We start from the raw sequence: 19,982 nt of genomic DNA on the forward strand, positions 1-19,982 counted from the left end.
TCGTGTAGAATAACCAGTACGATTTGAGGAGGAGTGCCCGTGAGCTACGCGACACAGAAATTAACTGAAGAAAAAGTGTTCAAAGATCCGGTTCACCGGTATATCCACGTGCGCGACCAGGTGATATGGGACCTCGTCAATTCGAAAGAGTTCCAGCGCCTGCGCCGTATCAAGCAACTCGGGACGTCCTACCTCGTGTTCCATGGAGCGGAGCATAGCCGCTTCAACCATTCGCTTGGCGTCTATGAAATCGTCCGGCGCATCTCGGACGATGTGTTCCACGGACGGCCGGAATGGGATGAAAGCGAACGCTTGACGGTATTATGCGCAGCGCTCCTGCACGACCTCGGGCATGGCCCGTTTTCGCATTCGTTTGAAAAAGTCTTCAATGTCGACCACGAGGAATTCACGCGCGCGATTTTGACAGGCGACACGGAAGTGAACAGCATCTTGAAAAAAGTGTCGCCTGATTTTCCTGGCCACGTGGCGGAAGTCATCGCGAAAACGTATTCCAATAAACAAGTCGTCTCGCTCATCTCCAGCCAGATCGATGCCGACCGGATGGATTATTTGCAGCGCGACGCGTATTATACGGGTGTCTCGTACGGCCATTTCGATATGGAACGCATCTTGCGCGTCATGCGGCCGCTCGATGACCAAGTCGTCATCAAATCGAGCGGCATGCATGCAGTCGAGGATTACATCATGAGCCGCTACCAGATGTACTGGCAAGTGTATTTCCACCCGGTCGCAAGAAGCGCGGAAGTCATCTTAAGGAAGATCCTGCAGCGGGCGAAAGAATTGAGCGAAAGCGGCTATCAATTCCAGCAGCCGCCGACCCATTTTCTCGCCTTTTTCGACCGCAGCTTCACACTGGCCGATTACCTGGCGCTCGATGAAGGGGTCTTGATGACTTACTTCCAGTTGTGGATAAACGAGCGCGACCCGATCCTTGCCGACCTGTGCGACCGCTTCGTCAATCGCCGCTTGTTCCAGTATGTCGATTTCGATCCCGGGACGGATTATAAAAAACTTGGGGAGCTTGCGGCTTTGTTCAAGAAGGCCGGCATCGATCCCGAATATTATTTGATCGACGACTCGACTTCCGATTTGCCCTATGATTTCTACCGGCCGGGGGAAGAGGAAGAGCGCCTGCCGATCCAATTATTGATGCCAAACGGCGATATCAAGGAATTGTCGCGGCTGTCCCAGGTCGTCGACGCCATTTCCGGCAAGCGCCGAACCGATTATAAATTATACTTTCCGGCGGAACTGCTTATCGATGGCAAGAAAAAAGCCATCAAGCAGCAAATCCTGGAAATGCTTAGAGAAGGAGGGATTTAGTTGCTCCAAGAACATGCAAGAATCGTCGATTTTATCGCGACGGCCGAAGGAGTAACCGGCCGAAAGAAACTGCAGAAAATGGTCTATATCATGAAAAAGCTCAATGTCCCGTTCAAGGAGAAATATGAATTCCATATTTACGGGCCGTACTCGGAAGAATTGACGGCGCGCATCGAGGAATTGTGCGATATGGGCTTTTTATCGGAAGCACTTGAAGACAAAGGATCTTATGTGCAATATAAATACGCTGTAACGGACGAAGGCATGGAATTCCGCAATGCCGTCGGCGCGTCGATTCCGCAAAATCCTGAAGCCGCCGCTTTGCTCAATGCCAAAAGCGCGCGTTTCCTGGAACTGGCCTCGACGCTTTTATACTTCGGCCATCTGGAGCGTGATGAGCAGATCGCCAAATTACATAGCGTTAAAGGCAAGCTCAACTTCACTGAAGCCGAAATCGAGGAAGCCTATCGTTTTCTCGGCGAACTCGAGCAATTGAAGCTCGCATAAAACTGCACGCAGCAGGATAGTTAGTTATGTTGTTTCTTTTATATTCAGCATGAGTAGTTGAGAATGTGATAAAATTTCTATTCAGCTCTAAAACTAGAGACGGAGCGGAAGGGGCTGACGCCTGTGGGACCGAGCGGGCTGGCGAGACAAAGGCGGTGCTTTTCCGCCTTGGCTCAACACCCGCCCCACGGCAAGCAGCCCCTGTAGCGCAGTCGAATAGCGCCAGCTATTGCCATCTTTTCTTATAGAAGACTTATACTGCGATAGCTGCTGTGTCGAATCCTTTGGTGAAAAAGCAACATAGATTTTCTCCCACCCTTAAATTAGAAACCAAGCGGAAGGGGCTGGACGGGTACAGTGGGTTGAGCCCATTTATTTGCGCATAAAAAAACTCCCCAAGGGGAGTTTTTGCCTACTCTTCGCTCAACAGCTTGCCGTTGACGGCGTATTCGCTTTTCTTCAAGTCTTCGAGGAAGACGACAACCTTTTCAGCCGGGGCGCCGGTCGTTTCGGAAACCGCGGCCGTCACTTTCTCGACAAGCGCGCGTTTTTGTTCAGCGGTGCGTCCTTCGATCATTTTTACAGTTACGTATGGCATAATGGATGCAGCTCCTTTTCATTGGATGTTAGGATTATCATATCAGAATGGAGGAATTGTACAAATGGCAAATGAAGAAAAGCCCAAAAAGAAATTGGGATTCACCATCATAAAAGACGATCCGACAGACGGGCACAAAGGCTACGGCATCGGTTCCTTGTCACTGGAGAACGTTTCGCCGCTCATCATCGATGTCGAAGAACAGGACGCGGTGCTTGATATCGGCGCGATGCACGCGAGAAGCCAGACCGAACGCGGCATCAAATTCACGACGAACCGCGAAGACTCCGCAGGCGGAAAAGATTATTGGCTTGTTTGGATCACCATCGATTTCAATCCGGCAGGGCCTTATTATGCCGGTGTCACGGCATGCGAAATGGTCGTTAACCGCGAAAAGCGGCGCGGCTACAAAATCTTGGCGGACCATGTCAACTTGATGGACAAGTCGATGAAGCGAAAAATCATTGTCGACCATATGGACGCGCCGTCGAAAAAAGTGCTCGCCGATTATTTGAAGACCCACAATCCGGAAATGTGGGAACGCAGCTCGGAACAATTGCATCATGACTTGTCACAATAAGCATGGATTCTTGAACGAAATGTGAAAGATGAAATTCGGCCCTTCCGGCAGTTGAAGTTGAGCCGAAAAGAAAGTAAACTGAGAGTACAGCTTTTCATCTAGAAAGCTAGGACACCTGATAGCGGGCAAGTGCTGTGAGCCATTGCGACAAACCCAAGCCCAATGCCTCATGTCACTTTCTCCGCGCCCATCAGGCCAAAAAGGTTTTCTGTGCAGGGAATCGATTCCCTTTGCAGAAAACCTTTTTGCATGCAATGAAGCAGAATCCAGCCCATGCCACTTCGACGGGCATAGTCTGCATTCACCATGCATAGTCTGCGCCGAATCGGGTAAAGAAAAGTGGCGGAAAATAGTATTGCACTTTTGCGGAAAACACTTATACTTTGAAAAGTGATTTCAATCTGATGAATAAAGGAGTTTGATTATACATGGCAGGATTCTGGTATACCGAAAAACAAACCGAAAATTTCGGCATTACAATGAAAATCAATAAAACGCTTCACACGGAGCAAACGGATTTCCAATATTTAGAGATGGCTGAAACGGCGGAATGGGGCAATATGCTGTTCTTGGACGGCATGGTCATGACTTCCGAAAAAGACGAATTCGTCTATCACGAAATGGTGGCACACGTCCCGCTGTTCACGCATCCGAACCCTGAGAACGTATTGGTTGTCGGCGGCGGGGACGGCGGCGTCATCCGTGAAATCCTGAAACACCCGTCCGTGAAAAAAGCGACACTTGTCGATATTGACGGCAAAGTCATCGAGTATTCAAAGAAATTCCTGCCATCGATCGCGTCAGGACTTGAAGATGAGCGCGTGGAAGTGATCGTCGGCGACGGCTTCATGCACATTGCGGAAGCGGAAAACGAATACGACGTCATCATGGTCGATTCCACTGAACCAGTCGGGCCGGCAGTGAACTTGTTCTCGAAAGGCTTCTACGCTGGCATCTCGAAAGCCTTGAAAGAAGACGGCATCTTTGTGGCACAATCCGACAACCCATGGTTCACGCCAGACTTGATCAAGCAAGTGCAAAGCGATGTCAGAGAGATTTTCCCGATCACGAAACTGTACCTTGCGAACATCCCGACATACCCGAGCGGCCTGTGGTCGTTCACGATCGGTTCGAAAAAATACAACCCGCTGGAAGTGCCGGCAGAGCGTTTCCACGATATCGAAACGAAATACTATACGCCGGAATTGCACAATGCGGCATTCGTCTTGCCGAAATTCGTGAAAGATTTGACGGGTGAATAAGATGCGCTTCGACGAGACCTATTCAGGAAAAGTGTTCATCAAAAGCCACCCGAATTATGAAGAATCGAAAGCAGTGCTCTACGGCATGCCGATGGACTGGACGGTCAGCTACCGCCCGGGATCGCGTTTCGGCCCGAATAAAATCCGCGAAGTCTCCATCGGGCTGGAAGAGTACAGCCCGTACCTCGACCGCGAGCTTGAAGACGTGAAATTCTTCGATGCAGGGGACATCCCGTTGCCGTTCGGCAACCCGGAAAAATCCCTTCTCGAGATCGAGACCTATGTGCACACTTTGTTGGCAGACGGAAAAATCCCGATGGGCATGGGCGGCGAACATTTGGTATCGCTTCCGGTCATGAAAGCGGTCGCGAGCCAATATGATGACCTTGCCATCATCCATTTCGATGCGCATACCGATCTCCGTGAAAACTACGAAGGCGAAGAGTATTCGCATTCGACGCCGATCCGTAAAATAGCGGACCACATCGGGCCAAAAAATGTCTACTCGTTCGGCATTCGCTCCGGCATGAAAGAGGAGTTCGAATGGGCGAAAGAGCAAGGCATGCATTTGTATAAATTCGAAGTACTCGAGCCGTTGAAACAAGTACTGCCGACACTCGACGGCCGTCCGGTCTATATCACGATCGACATGGACGTGCTCGACCCGGCGCACGCTCCTGGAACGGGAACGGTCGATGCTGGCGGCATCACATCGCGCGAACTGCTTGCGTCGATCCATGCCATCGCGGCATCCGGCGTCAATGTCGTCGGCTTCGACCTGGTCGAACTGGCTCCGGTCTATGACCATTCCGACCAGACAGCGAACACCGCAAGCAAACTCATCCGCGAAATGATCCTGGGCTGGGTTAAATAAGAAAAGCGGAAGCGCCCATCGAGTTTCAAAAATGAAAGCAAAGCCGGCCTGTGGTTTAAGAGGCCGGTTTTGTTTTTGCCTAAAACTAAATTACGGCAATGGAGAGCCCTTTGTCATTTATAGAAGCATCGAAGGAGCTGGCTCGGATTAGATTGAAAAAACGGCGTCAATCGGGCTATAATGAAAAGGTTATTATTTATCGGAAAGGCGGATGCACATGAAGAAATCGGTGAAAATCAAATTGAAGACGATCATCCGCCAGCCGGGTGCCGAAGATCAGGTGATGGAACTGCGTTCAGAAGGCGTCCTGACCGAGAAAAACGGGCGCCGCTATCTGCAATACGATGAGCGGCAGGACGATCTCGATATCCGGACAACGGTCAAACTCGGTGAAACAGATGCCGTCGTGATGCGTAGCGGAGGCTTGCAGATGCGCCTGCCGTTCCTATTGGATAAGGAACAGACCGGCAATTTGCGCCACGGGGAAGAATCGTTCATGCTGACGACCAAAGCACATGAACTCATCATGACGGAAAGCCGTTTCAAAGTGCGCTATGACTTGGCGCTCGGAAACGATTTTGCCGGCGAATACGAAATGGAAATACAGTTTACGGAGGGAACCAAATGAACGCAGTAGAACAAGTGCAGCAAAACATTAAACAGGCGATCGCCGAAGCGGTCCAAAAAGCGGGGCTTACAGAAGAACCGGTTCAGGTCCAATTGGAATCGCCGAGAGACAAAGCGAACGGCGACTACGCGACGAACGTTGCGATGCAATTGACGCGCCTTGCGAAAAAACCGCCACGCGCGATTGCAGAAGCCATCGTGGAAAATTTGGACACTCAATCAGCGAATATCGAAAAAGTCGACATCGCAGGGCCTGGCTTCATCAACATCATCATCAAAAAAGATTATTTGAACGATGTCATCAAAACCGTCCTTGAGCAAGGCACGGAATATGGCCGTTCAAATTCAGGCAACAGCCAGCGTATCCAGGTCGAGTTCGTCTCTGCGAACCCGACAGGCGACCTTCACTTGGGCCATGCGCGCGGTTCCTCGGTCGGTGATTCCATGTGCAATATCCTGGATCTGGCCGGCTATGACGTGTCCCGTGAATATTACATCAACGATGCAGGCAACCAGATCAATAACTTGGCTTTGTCGATCGAAGGGCGTTATTTCGAAGCGCTTGGCAAAGGCGAAAGCATGCCTGAAGACGGCTACCGCGGACAGGACATCATCGATATCGCAGCAGCGCTTGTTGAAGAGCACGGCGATAAATTCCTTCATATGACGGAACAAGAACGCTACAAAGCATTCCGCGAACACGGCTTGAAAGTGGAGCTTGCGAAATTGCAGAAAGACTTGGCGGATTTCCGTGTCCATTTCGATGTATGGTATTCCGAAACGTCCCTTTACGAAAACGGCAAGATCGATGCGGCACTGAAAAAACTGCGCGACAATGGCCATATCTACGAAGAAGACGGCGCGACGTGGTTCCGCTCGACGACATTCGGCGACGACAAAGACCGCGTGCTCATTAAAAACGACGGCACTTACACGTATTTGACGCCGGATATCGCTTACCACGAAGACAAGATCCAGCGCGGCTTCGACAAGCTCATCAACATTTGGGGCGCGGACCACCACGGCTACATCCCGCGCATGAAAGCGGCAATCGAAGCGCTTGGCTATGACCGCGATACGCTTGAAGTCAGCATCATCCAAATGGTCCAATTGTATAAAGACGGCGAAAAGATGAAGATGAGCAAACGTACCGGCAAAGCCGTCACGATGCGCGAATTGGTCGAATTGGTCGGCCTTGACGCTGTCCGTTATTTCTTTGCGATGCGCTCCGGCGATTCGCATATGGATTTCGATTTGGATTTGGCCGTTTCCCAATCCAACGAAAACCCGGTTTATTATTCCCAGTACGCACATGCGCGCATCTGCTCGATCTTGCGCCAGGCAGCGGAACAGAACTTCACCGCTTCCACTGGACATCTGGAATTGCTGACACATGAAAAAGAAATCGAAGTCTTGAAGAAAATCGGCGATTTCCCGCAAGTCATCGCAGATGCGGCAAAACTGCGTGCGCCTCACCGCGTCACAACGTATATTCACGAATTGGCGTCAAGCTTCCACAGTTTCTATAACGCCAATAAAGTGCTCGATGCCAGCAATGAAGAGTTGACGCGTGCACGCCTGGCCTTGATTGAAGGAGTTAAAACGACACTTGCAAATGCATTGAAGACAGTCGGCGTCCAAGCTCCTGAAAAAATGTAGAAGACAATTAGAACTTTCGGTGTATAATGGAATCATCAAATCAACTGAATAGCAATCATGAAGGTGCTTATGTCTAAGAACATGAGTTAAAAGGGAAGCCGGTGCGATTCCGGCGCGGTCCCGCCACTGTATGTGAGAGCGAACTGCAAATTGTCACTGGGAATATCCCGGGAAGGCGCAGCGAGCGATGACCACAAGCCAGGAGACCTGCCTTCATGAACAACGAACCGTAAGCTTGCGAGGACAGGCCGGACGCGCATGCTCTTTCGCGAACCGTCCTGTAAGTCCCCCGCAGTTTCACTGCAGGGGACTTTTTTTATCGAAAAGCGGAAGTGCCCGTTTAGCTCCGACAGGCATAAGACGATCTGGCGAAGCGGCGCTTTTTGCCGCACAGCCAGAATGGCTTATGACCCGAGGAGCTGGGCACTGGAGTCTAGACAAGAAGAAATGTGGAAGAGGCCGCTTTGCCTCGACAGGCGTAAGACGGATGCCCGAAGTGGCGCTTTCCAGCCGCACAGGGCAGTCGGCTTATGACCCGAGCGAGCGCTTGGTAGGCGAAATACAAAAACAGGAGGAAAAAAGATGGGAAACATATGGAAATTTGGGGCGGCTGCAGGGATGGCCGCCATGGTACTGGCTGGATGCGGCGACGGGGCAGAGCCTGTCGAAGATCAAGATGTAGAAACACCGGCAGAACCGCCGTCGGAAGTAACGGAATCAGAGTTCCCGGTCACCCTGGTCGATGCCATGGGCGATGAAGTGGCCATTGAAGAAGAGCCGGAATCCTTCGTCTCGATGCTGCCTTCGAATACGGAAATCGCTTATGAACTAGGCCTTGGGGAAAAGTTGGTCGGTGTTTCCGATTTTGATAATTATCCGGCAGAAGTTGCGGATATCGAAAAGATCGGCGGCCAGGAGTTCAATGTCGAGAAAATCATCAGCTTGCAGCCAGACCTAGTGCTGGCACATGAGTCGGGAATCGGCACTTGGGCTGATGGGCTTCAGCAATTGCGCGATGCAGGGGTGAACGTCTTTGTCGTGGATAACGCTGAAACTTTCGAAGAAGTGTATGACACCATTTCGGTCATCGGCCAAGCATCGGGGGCTGTAGAGGAAGCGGATGCCTTGATTGAAGAAATGGAAACCCAAGTGGCGGAAATCGAGGAACTCTCGGCGGGTGTGGAAGAGAAGAAATCGGTTTTCGTTGAAGTCGGAAGCGATCCTGAGCTATATACCGCAGGAACTGGGACATTCATCGATGAAATGCTGTCGATGATCCAAGCTGAAAACGTGGCAGGAGACCAGCAAGGCTGGGCGAACATGAGCCAGGAGGCAGTGGTCGCGGCAGATCCGGAAGTCATCATTACCACTGAAGGAACATATATCGAAGACGCTGTCGAAAAGATCAAGGAGCGCAATGGCTATGGGCAAGTAACTGCGGTTCAGGAAGATGCGGTTTTTGAAGTGGACCCAGATACACTGACCCGTTCAGGCCCACGTTTGACAGAAGGTTTGATGACGATGGCAGAACTGATTTATCCGGAGACCTTCGGTGAATAAACCAGCACTCGCCTATCTGGTCTCCTTGATTTTATTGGGCGGGGCAGTGGTGCTCGGAGTGACGGTCGGCACGGTGCCGATTTCACCGGCAATCATTTGGAATCCTTCTTTGGACGAAGCGGCAGCGAATATTTTATGGAATATCCGCATGCCGCGCGTGGTTCTTGCAGGACTGGTCGGTGCGGCACTTGCGATTGCGGGCGCAGCTTTTCAAGGCTTGCTTAAAAACCCGCTCGCTGATCCATATACTCTGGGAGTGTCGTCCGGTGCCGCTGTCGGTGCCGTGATGACGCTTTTTTTCGGCATCTCCATCCCGTTTCTCGGCCTGTTCACTTTGCCGGTCATCAGCATGATCGGCGCATTGATCACGATGCTTACTGTCATGGGCTTTGCACGGCTTGTCGACCGGTCGATGAAGATGGAAACGGTCATTTTGACCGGCATCATCTTCAGTTCATTCCTGGGATCGATCATGTCTTTGATGATCGCTTTGACCGGGGAGGAATTGCGGCAGATCATCGGCTGGCTGCTCGGCAGCGTGTCGATGCGCGGCTGGCCTTATGTCCAGATGGTGTTGCCGTTTGTGTTAATCGGTTCATTCGTCTTATGGCTTTACCGCCGGGAATTGAACGCGATGCTGTTCGGGGAAGAACGTGCACAGCATCTGGGCGTGGACGTCAAGCGGAGCAAGATGGCGATTTTGATCGGCGGATCGGTGCTGACCGGCTCGGCGGTTGCCGTATCCGGAACGATCGGCTTTGTCGGCTTGGTCGTGCCGCACATGACTCGGCTCGTTTGGGGTTCTGACCACCGCCATGTCTTGCCCTTGTCATTCATCAACGGGGCCGCGCTTTTGATCGTCTGCGACCTGGTGGCGCGGACGATCATTTCACCGACCGAATTGCCGATTGGTGTCATCACCGCGTTTATCGGTGCTCCAGTCTTTGCATTCATCTTTTTCCGCCAGCGCAGAGGAGGGCTATAAATGTTGCAAATTGAAAACCTGTCAGGCGGCTATGGCGACAAGAAAATCGTCGACCGCATATCATTCGGTGTCGAAAAAGGCCGCATGCTCGGCATACTGGGGCCAAACGGCAGCGGCAAATCCACGTTGATGAAATTGATCAGTGGCGTCTTGGAGCCGACCTCCGGCGTTGTCCGGGTCGAGGGCAGGCCACTCGGCGATTTCCCGGCCAAGGAATTGGCCCGCAAGATGGCGGTATTGCCCCAGCTGCACGCACATGCTTTTTCGCATACTGTCCGTGAAACGGTTTCTCTCGGCAGGTATCCGCACCAAAGCGGCTGGTTTTCCTCGTGGTCCGCGGAAGATGAAGCGGCAGTCCAGGAAGCGATGAAGCTCATGGACATCAGCCAGTACGAATCGACATTGCTTGAGGAAATGTCCGGAGGCGAACAGCAGCGCGTCTTTGTGGCACAAGCTTTGGCTCAAAACGCAGCGGTCCTGTTGCTGGATGAGCCGACCAACCATCTCGACATCAACCACCAGAAAGAATTGCTGGACACCATCAAAAAACAGGCGATTGAAAAAGAATTGACGGTCGTTTCCATTTTCCATGACATCAATTTGGCATCTATGTATTGCGATGAACTTCTTTTGATGGATGCCGGGCGCGTCGTCCGTAAAGGCGAGCCCCATGAAGTCGTCCGGGCCCATGATGTCGAGTCGGTCTACCAGACACGTGTCAGCAACCACCCGCATCCTGAGTTGCCGAAACCACAGATCACCTTATTGCCGGGCGTGCGCAGGAAAACGGCGGGACAGCAAGTAAAAGCCGAAGATTTTCTCGTGACCCCCGAATTCGTCGCTTATCAAAGCCAGCTTCCCCTGAAGACGGTTTCATCGGCTGTCGTCAATGCGGGGTCCGGCTGGTTCCGCAATTTCCTCAACCGCCGAGTCGATGCCAGCTATAATATCGACAATAGTTTTGAGGAAATGGTCGAGTACATCGAAGGCAGCGGGTTGAAAGCGACGGATACCGTAGCGATGATGACCGCTGTCCGCACAGAGCATGCCATTGTCCGTGAATACGCAGGCGATTTCGGCAGCATCGTCGTCGCAGTGACAGCCGGTGTCGGCAACGGCGTAGATGTATCGCAGGCAGTGGCGCGCGAGCAACGTGTCGGCACCATCAACACGTGGATCATGGTTAACGGCATGCTGTCGGATGAAGCTTTTATCCAAGCGATGATCACTGCAACTGAAGCGAAAACGAAAGCTTTGCAGCATGAAGAAGTCATCGACCCCTTGACCGGCACGATCGCGACCGGCACCTCGACCGATAGCTGCCTGGTCGCCGCGACGCAGCAAGGGGAAGCGCTGCCGTATGCAGGGCCGATCACCGAAGTCGGGAAGCTGATCGGCACGGGTGTCTTCGAATGTACAGTCGAAGCGATCCAGCTATACCGCGAGGCGAAAAAAGCATGATCCACCATGTGCTGGCAATCGGCCTCGGCGTATTGCTCGATCGCCTGCTCGGGGATCCGCCGGCGTGGCCGCACCCTGTCCGCTGGATCGGTTCATTGATCAATTGGCTGAAGAGCCGCCTGAACGTTCCGCAATATGCTTTTCGCAACGGCTTTATCATGCTTTTGATTGTCGTGGCGATTGTCGCTTCAGCTGCCATTGCTGCCGTGGCTGTTGCCTATTCATTCAATCCGGTGGTCGGGATTTTAGCAGAAGCCTTGCTGATCGCTTCCGGCTTGTCGCAGAAAAGCTTGAAACAGGCAGCGGAAGATGTCTACACGCCACTTGTCCAAGGTGATTTTGCGCTTGCCCGCCACAAGCTGTCATGGATTGTCGGGCGCGATACGGAAGCTTTAGGGGAAAGCGAGATCACCCGCGGCGTCGTCGAAACGGTTTCCGAAAATACAAGCGATGGCATTACCGCCCCGATGTTTTGGGCGCTATTGTTCGGCGCGCCTGGGTTATGGATCTACAAAGCGGTCAATACGTGCGATTCGATGGTCGGCTATAAAAATGAAGAATTCCATGATTTCGGTTTTGCTTCCGCAAAATTCGATGACGTGTTGAATTATGTGCCGAGCCGTATGACCGGCTTGTTGATCGTGTTATTCACTCGAAATGAAAGCTGCATGCCGTTGAAACAACGCCTGTCGATCTGGCTGCGCGATGCCAGGAAACATCCGAGCCCGAACAGCGGCTGGCTGGAAGCGGCAACGGCCGTGCAGTTGGGCATCGAGCTTGGGGGCGTGAACTCCTATGGTGGCGTCCGGTCGATCCGCGCTAAAATGGGCGAGCCATTGTCCAAACTCGAAGCAAGACATATCAGAAGCGCAGTGAAGCAAATGAATATTGCCGCAATCAGTTTTTTCGCGCTGATTGCACTAGGGGGAGTCCTGCTTGAAATTGCCTGAACACGGAGCCAACCCGCACCGCCTATACGAACAAGCGGGGCATAAGCAGCCTTCGGAAGTGATCGATTTCAGTGAAAATGTCCATCCATTCGGCCCGCCCGTTTTTTTGAAAGACCGATGGGGCGACTTTTTCGGTTTGATCAGTTCATACCCGGACCCGCAAGCAGAACCGTTCCGTTCAGCGGCTGCCGAATACCACGGCGTCGAAAAAGAACAAGTTGCTGCTGGAAACGGCGCAGCGGAAATCTTCACCTGGCTTGCAAAGCGTTACCGGGGGAAACGGGTGGTCTTGGTGGAACCAGCATTTTCGGAATATCGGAGCACTTTGGAATCTCAAGGTATCCATATATTGGAAATTAATTTAAAACCTGAACATGCTTGGCAATTGCAGCTGGAAGACGTAAAAAAACAGGTGGCAAATTGCGATGCATTGTATATATGCAATCCGCATAATCCAACCGGGCGCTTGCTGGATTTGACGGAAATCGAAGAAATCGCAACGTTGTGCAAAGGAAAGTGTGAGCTGGTCATCGATGAAGCGTTTATCGATTTTATCGGGGAACATGCATCGTTCATTCCGCTTTTGAAACGGTATCCGCATGTGATTGTCGTCCGTTCGATGACCAAAATGTATGCGCTAGCGGGTCTCCGGCTCGGCTACGTCGTTTCCGGATCCAGTATCATACAGGAATTGACAGGCGCGGCAGCCCATTGGAATGTCAATGGTTTGGCGGCGGCAGCCGGGGCACGGTGCTTTCCGGAAGAGGCGTACCGTGCACAGGTTATCGGGACAGCCGCAAGTGAACGCACAAAAATGGAAGCTTACCTGGAGGCGATGGGCTGCCCGTTCGTGCCTTCAGCCGCCAACTTCCTATGTTTTCAATTGCCTGATCCGGAGCGTTCGGAGCAGTTTTTCCGTGCGATGCTGGAAGCAGGGATCGTCTTGCGCCATACCTATTCATTCAAAGGGATGGATGGCGAATGGTTCCGCATCGGCATCAAAAACGCATCGGCGATGGAACGCCTGAGAAAGGAGATGCATCGATGGTTCCAGGACAATTAACGTTCATATCGGGAGGCGTGCGCAGCGGTAAAAGCGCATACGCTGAAACGCTTGTCCGGGGAGCGCAAGGTAAACGAAATGTATACATTGCCAGCGGTGTCGCCCGTGACAGGGAGATGGCCGAACGCATCGCGCGACACCGCAAGGACCGTGCCCAAGACGGCTGGTGGACAATCGAACAGCCTCAGCAATTATCCGAGGCCTTGCCGCTTATCCGGAAAAATGACGCGGTGTTATGGGATTGTGTCACGACCTGGCTTGCGAATGAATTATACGAAGGATTTGAGCAAGGCAGTTTATGCGCAGATACGCCCGGCTGCATGGAGCGGAAATGGCAGGAACTAAAAACCGCCATCGATTCGATCCGTATGAAAGCTGTTTATGTTGCAGTCGTTTCTAATGAATTGTTGGATGAACCGCTTGTCGACCAGACTTATCAGGAGTGGCTCGGAAAGATTCATCAATGGCTCGCAAGCAGCGCGGATGAAGCGATCGAAATGGAAAATGGCCTTGCCATTCGAAGGAAGTGAAGGTGATGCGGATGGCGAATCGGGCGCTTGGGGGATTGCTGCTCGCATTCCAATTCTTTTCCTCCATTCCGGTACATAAAGAGATTGATGTAAAAAAGCCTCAAGTGACGGCAATGTACAGCTTATTGCCTGTAGTCGGGGTGCTGATGGGGGCAATCACTTCAGCCATGATCTGGTTTTTACAGGACGCGACAGATATTGGCCCCTTATTGATTGCGTTTCTGGCCGCCTCAACGCTATGGGCGATGACAGGGGGCTTGCACCTGGACGGGCTGGCGGACACCGGTGACGCTTATTTTTCATACCAGGACAAAGACAAGCGCCTGGAAATCATGGGAGACCCGCGCATTGGCGCATTCGGGGCGATGGTGCTGATCTTTGCGATTGCCGGGAAGATCATCGTGCTTGCGGAACTGATTCCGTCTGTTTCACTGATTGCCCTCGCTGCGGTGCCGGCCGCCAGCCGGATCGGGCTGTCCATATTGTCAGTTGCGGCAAAGCCGGCAAAGACAGAAGGGCTCGCGGCTTATTTCCAGCGCCAGATCGACGGCAAGACGATAGTGCCAGCAATGTTCGGTTGGTCGCTGGTGGTGCTTGCCACCTTATTTATATTCTGTGGATGGGCAGTGGCGCTCGCCTTTTTTGCTGTTGTGGCCTTTGCGACAGTTGCGTATAAAAAATGGTGCGACAAGAATTTCGGCGGTGTTACGGGCGATTTGCTCGGGGCATACGCAGAAGGAATGGAGCTGTTGTTATGGGGAACGCTTTTGTTCTTCGCCTGATCCGCCACGCGCCGACCGCCGGGAATGTGCGGAGGGCGTATATCGGCTGGACCGATGAACCAATTTTGCCGTTCGAAGCAAAAGCGGATCGTAACGTCCGTCTCGTGTGGGGCAGCGATTTGCTGCGCTGCAGTCAAACGGCGCATATTCTGTTTCCGGATGCCCGTTATGTGGCCAATGCCGATTTGCGGGAATTGAATTTCGGGGATTGGGAAAATATGACGTATGCCGATTTGCGTTCCAATCAACACTACCGCAATTGGATCGATGACCCTAAGGCGGTACAGCCCCCGCACGGGGAAAGTTTACAGCAACTGGCTGAACGGGTGGACCGGGCAATAGAAACTCTTCTCGAAACAGGGGATTTTACGCTCGTCACTCACGGCGGGCCGATCCGCTATCTTCTGTCCAAAGCAAACGGGCAGCCATTCTTTTCACAGCAAGCAGCACATGGGATTTGCTATACCGTCACATGGGCGGGCAAGTCGGCGTATAAGGAGGGCCATCCATGCACATCGTATTCGGCGGAGCCTTTAACGGCAAACGAAAGTATGTAAAAGAACAGCTGAAGCCGGATCCAAGCGTTTGGCTCGAAGGCGAACTCCCGCAGCGGGGTGAGACCGCAGTGATTGCAGGGTTGGAGCAATGGATCCGCAAGCAGCTGGAACAGCAATGCCCGGAACAGGACATAATAGCGGCGATCCGTGAACTCGCGGAAAGCGCCGGCGACCGCATCTGGATTTTGACCGATATCAGCCGGGGCATCGTGCCGATCGATCCGCTTGAACGCGAATGGCGCGACGTCACCGGACGGAGCTATCAGTATCTATTCGGCAAGGCGCAGCACATCACACGCATCTGGTACGGCATACCGCAAACAATCAAAGGAGATGGTCGAGATGAATATTTACACGAAAACTGGGGATAAAGGGCAGACAGGATTGATCGGGGGGCGGACGGACAAAGACGATCCGCGCGTGGAAGCATATGGGACGATTGATGAAGCGAATTCATTTATCGGAAAGGCGATGACAGAACTCGACCGCGGCATCTTCGGCGACCTACTGGAAGATTTGCAGACGATCCAAAATGAGTTATTCGATTGCGGCGGCGATTTGGCGGATGTCCGCAACACGCCGCAATACAAGACCAATGAGGAATCGGTCAAGCAGCTGGAAAGGCGCATCGATGTCTTGATGGACGAACCGCCGCTTCTTGAGCGCTTCATCCTTCCGGGAGGCACGCCTGCTGCAGCGACTTTGCATATCGCGCGCACGACTACACGCCGGGCGGAGCGCCAGACCGTCAGCCTGGCTAAAGCCGGCGAGGAATTCCCGGCGGTCATCCAACGCTATTTGAACCGTTTGTCCGACTATCTTTTCGCGGCGGCGCGTGTTGCCAATTCGCGATTGGATGTAGCGGACAATGAATATGTGCGCAGTGCCAAAGTCTTCAAGGACGGCGGGCGTTCGAAAAAGCGGGAGGAATGACAATGAAGACACAACACATTGCCCTTGCCGCTATTTTTATCAGCTTGTCCGCAATCGGCGGAATGGTGAAAATTCCGCTCGGCATCGCGTCGATTGCGCTCGATGCCATGCCGGCGCTCGTTGCCGCGCTGTTTCTCACAGCACCGCTTGCCGGTTTTATCGCTGCTGCGGGCCATTTACTATCAGCCTTGTTCGGCGGCATGCCGCTCGGCCCGTTTCATCTATTGATCGCGCTTGAGATGTTCGCGGTCGTCTGGCTGTTCGCGAAACTGCATAGAAACGGCAAGATGTGGTTGAAATGGGGAGCATTCATTATCGGAAACGGCGTGTTGGCGGCCGTGCCGTTTTATTTCTTGCTGTCCCCCGCCTTTTTCTATGCCTCCGTCCCGGGCTTGTTGCTGGCTGCTTCGATTAATGCCGCAGCTGCGATACTCGTCGCCGCGTTCGTCACGGAAGCGGCAAGGAAATTTGCCTGATGCGCAACGAATTGATGGTTGATGGGATGGTCATCACAACGGATAATTCAGCGGCCATCGGGGAAAAGGCGGACGACTTCGTGCATGTGCCGGACGAAATCGCCGCGAAGTTCGCCGCGCGCGTGGCATTGGCTGAACAATGGGCAGCTGGAGGGGAAGCAACTGCCATCCTGCTCCATAATTTCAGCGGTGAAGAGCACTGGCCGCGTTATGTCTCGGGCATCACGCAATTATTTTCCGAGCTGGATCTGCCGGTACCGCCTGTGTCAGGAAGTACTGAAAGCAATATGGAGACTTTGCAATCGGCGCTTGCGGTGACCATGATCGGTCGACGGGCTCGAACGCTCGCTGATCCTTATGAGCTGGAATGGTTTATGTATGGAGAACCGCTCGTCGGGGAAGCGGTCCTTAATCACCCCGAGCGGATTGCTGATTTGCGGATCGTGAAGAACGCACTCGACCGCAATCAAGTCGAGCGCATCTGGCCGATTGGGTCAGGGGGAATCGAGCGGGAAGCGGAAAAGCTGTTCGGCCGCAGGATGCCGCTATCCCGATGGATTTCTAGAGAAGCGTCGGGCGGCCCTGCTACTTGCCTGTTGATCGGTGTCAGAACAGGCAAGGTTCCGGAAGCGAAGCATATTTTCGGAAAGTATTTCCGTGAATTGATCAACTAGCACCTCAGCCGCCAAACCAGCGGCTTTTTTTTATGGGAAAACAAAATGCGTACAGCTCTAAAAGTCCATTTCAGCCGAAAATGAGGAGGCTATTTAAAAATAATTGCTTCAATTGTTTCGGGCGTGCAGGAATGCGGTGGGAGTGTGTGGAATATCAGTTATTGGAAATTATATTTTGGCAGCTTGCAGATTTCTATTGACTGAATGCTCATTCACTTTTAAACTGGAACATAGTATCGACATTCTGCCACAGTTCACGTAAACTTTGGATTAGAATCGAGGATTTACACATTCAACAAGGGGGGACTACACGATGGAGTTTTTGCTCATCGCTAACTGGGTTTTATTTATACTTGTAACCGCTTACGCTGTTTACTTGTTCATCTACTTGCTGAAGTCGCGCTATGACTATATCAAGCTCGGCAAAAAAGTGGATTTTGAAGAAAACTTCAATGAACGGGTCCGCAAAGTAATGGTCAACGTATTCGGCCAGAAAAAATTATTGAAAGACAAAAAGAGCGGCGCGATACACGTGATGTTCTTCTATGGCTTCCTGCTTGTGCAGGCAAGTGCCATCGATTTCATCATCAAAGGCTTGTCGCCGGATTCGCATTTGCCGCTCGGCCCATTGTATCCGGCATTTACTTTATTCCAGGAATTCGTGACCTTGACGATCCTGGTCGCTGTCGTATGGGCATTCTACAGACGCTATATCGAGAAATTGGTCCGTTTGAAGCGCGGCTGGAAATCGGGGCTGGTCTTGATATTCATCGGCGGTTTGATGGTCACGGTTCTTGTCGGGAACGGCATGAGCATGATCTGGCATGGCCATGAAGGGGCTTGGACAGAACCAGTCGCAAGCGTCATCGCAGCGGCATTCGCTTGGCTGCCGGAAACGGCTGCGGCGGCCATCTTCTACATTATGTGGTGGGCGCATCTATTGTTCCTATTGACATTCTTGGTCTACGTTCCGCAATCGAAGCACGCCCACTTAATCTTCGGGCCGGTCAACACATGGTTCCACCGTTTGGATCATGTCGGCCGCTTGAAGCCGATTAATTTCGAGGATATGGAAGAAGAAAATGAAGAAGATCCAGACGCCATGCCGACATTCGGCGTCGGGAAAATCACCGATTTCACGCAAGCACAGATGATCGATTTCTACGCATGCGTAGAATGCGGGCGCTGCACGAATATGTGCCCGGCTACCGGAACCGGCAAAATGCTGTCGCCGATGGACCTGATTACTAAACTCCGTGACAACCTGACGAACACGGGTGCTGTCATGACCCAGAAAAAACCGTGGGTGCCAGCGATGGCATTCAGCAATACGCAAGGAAACCAATTGGCGATGGCTGCAGGTGCTGAAGGCATCTCAATCGATGAACTTTACAGCCCGAGCTTGATCGGTGACGTAATCACTGAAGAAGAAATCTGGGCTTGTACGACATGCCGCAACTGTGAAGATCAATGCCCGGTCATGAACGAACACGTCGACAAAATCATCGACCTTCGCCGTTACCTGGTCATGACGGAAGGCAAGATGGATAAAGACGCACAACGCGCCATGACCAACATTGAAAAACAAGGCAATCCATGGGGCTTGAACCGCAAGGAAAAAGAAAACTGGAGAGACGCTCGCCCGGATATCTCGATCCCGACGGTCAAAGAAGTCAGCAAAGCCGGAGAAGAGTTCGAGTACTTGTTCTGGGTCGGTTCGATGGGCTCATTCGACAACCGTTCACAGAAAATCGCGCTTTCCTTTGCACGCTTGATGAATGAAGCAGGCGTCAAATTCGCGATTCTCGGCAACAAAGAAAAGAACTCCGGCGATACACCGCGCCGCCTCGGGAACGAATTCCTATTCCAGGAACTCGCGGCTGCCAATATCAAGGAATTCGAAAAAGCAGGCGTGACGAAAATCGTTACGATCGATCCGCATGCTTATAATATCTTCAAAAACGAATATCCTGATTTCGGCTTTGAAGCGGAAGTCTATCACCATACAGAAATGCTCTTTGACCTTGTCCAGCAAGGCAAGTTGAAGCCGCAGCATGCAGTGAACGAGAAAATCACGTTCCATGATTCCTGCTATCTCGGCCGTTACAACGATGTCTACGATGCGCCGCGTGAAATCCTCAAAGCGATCGAAGGCGTCGAGCTCGTGGAAATGAAACGCAATCGCCAGGACGGCATGTGCTGTGGAGCCGGCGGCGGCCTCATGTGGATGGAAGAAGACGCCGGGCACCGCGTCAACGTTGCCCGCACCGAGCAGGCGCTTGAAGTGAGTCCGACCATGATTTCATCCGGCTGCCCATACTGCTTGACGATGCTGTCAGATGGAACGAAAGCGAAAGAAGTCGAAGAGCAAGTCGGCACATATGATGTCGCTGAACTACTCGAGATGGCCGTTCTTGGAAAAAACACACCGCCAGTTGAGGAGATCGTGCAATAAATAGATTTGCCAACTGACAGAAAATTGAGTAGAATAACAGCATAGAGAAAAAAGAAGGGAGTGCTACACTCCCTTTTCTTATGTAAACAAGCCGAGCGAGCGTTC

General features: G+C 52.2%; 21 protein-coding genes and 1 riboswitch. Of the genes, 20 read left to right on the top strand and 1 reads right to left on the bottom strand.

The window, feature by feature from the left end; translation table 11 throughout:
- The first annotated feature begins 39 nt into the window (after nucleotides 1-39).
- Together DP119_RS02085 and DP119_RS02090 are read left to right on the top strand one after the other, a co-directional pair.
- Nucleotides 40-1,344 carry an HD domain-containing protein gene (locus DP119_RS02085; RefSeq protein ID WP_112230397.1) on the top strand — a complete coding sequence of 435 codons (1,305 nt, stop codon included), beginning with the start codon at nucleotides 40-42 and terminating at the stop codon, nucleotides 1,342-1,344.
- The gene (locus DP119_RS02090; RefSeq protein ID WP_112230399.1) at nucleotides 1,345-1,851 is read left to right on the top strand and encodes a YwgA family protein; all 507 of its coding nucleotides are present in this window, start codon (nucleotides 1,345-1,347) and stop codon (nucleotides 1,849-1,851) included. It abuts the gene before it with no gap.
- Nucleotides 1,852-2,263: 412 nt separating this feature from the next.
- Here DP119_RS02090 and DP119_RS02095 read toward each other — a convergent pair whose 3' ends face one another.
- Complete coding sequence (locus tag DP119_RS02095) at nucleotides 2,264-2,449, bottom strand: 2-hydroxymuconate tautomerase (RefSeq protein ID WP_112230401.1); 186 nt, start codon at nucleotides 2,447-2,449, stop codon at nucleotides 2,264-2,266.
- A 64-nt stretch (nucleotides 2,450-2,513) separates the two neighbouring features.
- Here DP119_RS02095 and DP119_RS02100 point away from each other — a divergent pair, with 64 nt between their 5' ends.
- The 18 genes from DP119_RS02100 (at nucleotide 2,514) to DP119_RS02185 (ending at nucleotide 19,877) form a co-directional block, all read left to right on the top strand.
- A complete protein-coding gene (locus DP119_RS02100) occupies nucleotides 2,514-3,029 on the top strand; it encodes a YwhD family protein (RefSeq protein ID WP_112230403.1) in 516 nt (171 codons plus the stop codon).
- A gap of 428 nt (nucleotides 3,030-3,457) precedes the next feature.
- A complete protein-coding gene (gene speE, locus DP119_RS02105) occupies nucleotides 3,458-4,291 on the top strand; it encodes a spermidine synthase (protein WP_112230405.1) in 834 nt (277 codons plus the stop codon).
- 1 nt (nucleotide 4,292) lies between these two features.
- Nucleotides 4,293-5,165, top strand: coding sequence for an agmatinase (speB, locus tag DP119_RS02110; protein ID WP_058382918.1), 873 nt, complete (start codon nucleotides 4,293-4,295; stop codon nucleotides 5,163-5,165).
- A 217-nt stretch (nucleotides 5,166-5,382) separates the two neighbouring features.
- Nucleotides 5,383-5,793: a YwiB family protein gene (locus tag DP119_RS02115; protein WP_112230407.1), complete on the top strand. Its 411-nt coding sequence runs from the start codon at nucleotides 5,383-5,385 to the stop codon at nucleotides 5,791-5,793.
- The gene (gene argS, locus DP119_RS02120; RefSeq protein ID WP_112230409.1) at nucleotides 5,790-7,451 is read left to right on the top strand and encodes an arginine--tRNA ligase; all 1,662 of its coding nucleotides are present in this window, start codon (nucleotides 5,790-5,792) and stop codon (nucleotides 7,449-7,451) included. Before DP119_RS02115 ends, argS begins: the two co-directional genes overlap by 4 nt.
- A gap of 44 nt (nucleotides 7,452-7,495) precedes the next feature.
- Nucleotides 7,496-7,680: riboswitch (cobalamin riboswitch) on the top strand.
- A gap of 353 nt (nucleotides 7,681-8,033) precedes the next feature.
- Complete coding sequence (locus tag DP119_RS02125; RefSeq protein ID WP_112230411.1) at nucleotides 8,034-9,011, top strand: ABC transporter substrate-binding protein; 978 nt, start codon at nucleotides 8,034-8,036, stop codon at nucleotides 9,009-9,011.
- Nucleotides 9,004-9,996: a FecCD family ABC transporter permease gene (locus DP119_RS02130; RefSeq protein WP_112230413.1), complete on the top strand. Its 993-nt coding sequence runs from the start codon at nucleotides 9,004-9,006 to the stop codon at nucleotides 9,994-9,996. Before DP119_RS02125 ends, DP119_RS02130 begins: the two co-directional genes overlap by 8 nt.
- Nucleotides 9,997-11,457, top strand: coding sequence for an adenosylcobinamide amidohydrolase (locus DP119_RS02135; RefSeq protein WP_112230415.1), 1,461 nt, complete (start codon nucleotides 9,997-9,999; stop codon nucleotides 11,455-11,457).
- Nucleotides 11,454-12,407: an adenosylcobinamide-phosphate synthase CbiB gene (gene cbiB / locus DP119_RS02140; RefSeq protein WP_112230417.1), complete on the top strand. Its 954-nt coding sequence runs from the start codon at nucleotides 11,454-11,456 to the stop codon at nucleotides 12,405-12,407. The genes DP119_RS02135 and cbiB overlap by 4 nt, the downstream gene beginning before the upstream one ends.
- Nucleotides 12,394-13,470, top strand: a complete 1,077-nt coding sequence (gene cobD / locus DP119_RS02145) for a threonine-phosphate decarboxylase CobD (RefSeq protein ID WP_112230419.1) — start codon at nucleotides 12,394-12,396, stop codon at nucleotides 13,468-13,470. The genes cbiB and cobD overlap by 14 nt, the downstream gene beginning before the upstream one ends.
- Nucleotides 13,452-14,000: a bifunctional adenosylcobinamide kinase/adenosylcobinamide-phosphate guanylyltransferase gene (locus DP119_RS02150; protein ID WP_112230421.1), complete on the top strand. Its 549-nt coding sequence runs from the start codon at nucleotides 13,452-13,454 to the stop codon at nucleotides 13,998-14,000. Before cobD ends, DP119_RS02150 begins: the two co-directional genes overlap by 19 nt.
- Nucleotides 14,001-14,005: 5 nt before the next feature.
- Nucleotides 14,006-14,782 carry an adenosylcobinamide-GDP ribazoletransferase gene (gene cobS, locus DP119_RS02155; protein WP_240616359.1) on the top strand — a complete coding sequence of 259 codons (777 nt, stop codon included), beginning with the start codon at nucleotides 14,006-14,008 and terminating at the stop codon, nucleotides 14,780-14,782.
- Complete coding sequence (locus DP119_RS02160; protein WP_112231901.1) at nucleotides 14,755-15,339, top strand: histidine phosphatase family protein; 585 nt, start codon at nucleotides 14,755-14,757, stop codon at nucleotides 15,337-15,339. The genes cobS and DP119_RS02160 overlap by 28 nt, the downstream gene beginning before the upstream one ends.
- Nucleotides 15,291-15,710, top strand: a complete 420-nt coding sequence (locus tag DP119_RS02165) for a bifunctional adenosylcobinamide kinase/adenosylcobinamide-phosphate guanylyltransferase (RefSeq protein WP_112230423.1) — start codon at nucleotides 15,291-15,293, stop codon at nucleotides 15,708-15,710. The genes DP119_RS02160 and DP119_RS02165 overlap by 49 nt, the downstream gene beginning before the upstream one ends.
- Nucleotides 15,682-16,272 carry a cob(I)yrinic acid a,c-diamide adenosyltransferase gene (locus DP119_RS02170; RefSeq protein WP_112230425.1) on the top strand — a complete coding sequence of 197 codons (591 nt, stop codon included), beginning with the start codon at nucleotides 15,682-15,684 and terminating at the stop codon, nucleotides 16,270-16,272. Before DP119_RS02165 ends, DP119_RS02170 begins: the two co-directional genes overlap by 29 nt.
- Nucleotides 16,273-16,274: 2 nt before the next feature.
- Nucleotides 16,275-16,748 (top strand): ECF transporter S component, encoded by a 474-nt coding sequence (locus DP119_RS02175; protein ID WP_112230427.1) that lies wholly within the window; start codon nucleotides 16,275-16,277, stop codon nucleotides 16,746-16,748.
- Complete coding sequence (locus tag DP119_RS02180; protein WP_112230429.1) at nucleotides 16,748-17,422, top strand: alpha-ribazole-5-phosphate synthase; 675 nt, start codon at nucleotides 16,748-16,750, stop codon at nucleotides 17,420-17,422. The genes DP119_RS02175 and DP119_RS02180 overlap by 1 nt, the downstream gene beginning before the upstream one ends.
- A gap of 313 nt (nucleotides 17,423-17,735) precedes the next feature.
- Complete coding sequence (locus DP119_RS02185; protein ID WP_112230431.1) at nucleotides 17,736-19,877, top strand: (Fe-S)-binding protein; 2,142 nt, start codon at nucleotides 17,736-17,738, stop codon at nucleotides 19,875-19,877.
- The last annotated feature ends 105 nt before the right edge of the window (nucleotides 19,878-19,982 follow it).

It is taken from the genome of Planococcus maitriensis (genome assembly GCF_003289925.1).
GTDB classification, from domain to species: Bacteria; Bacillota; Bacilli; order Bacillales_A; family Planococcaceae; genus Planococcus; species Planococcus maitriensis.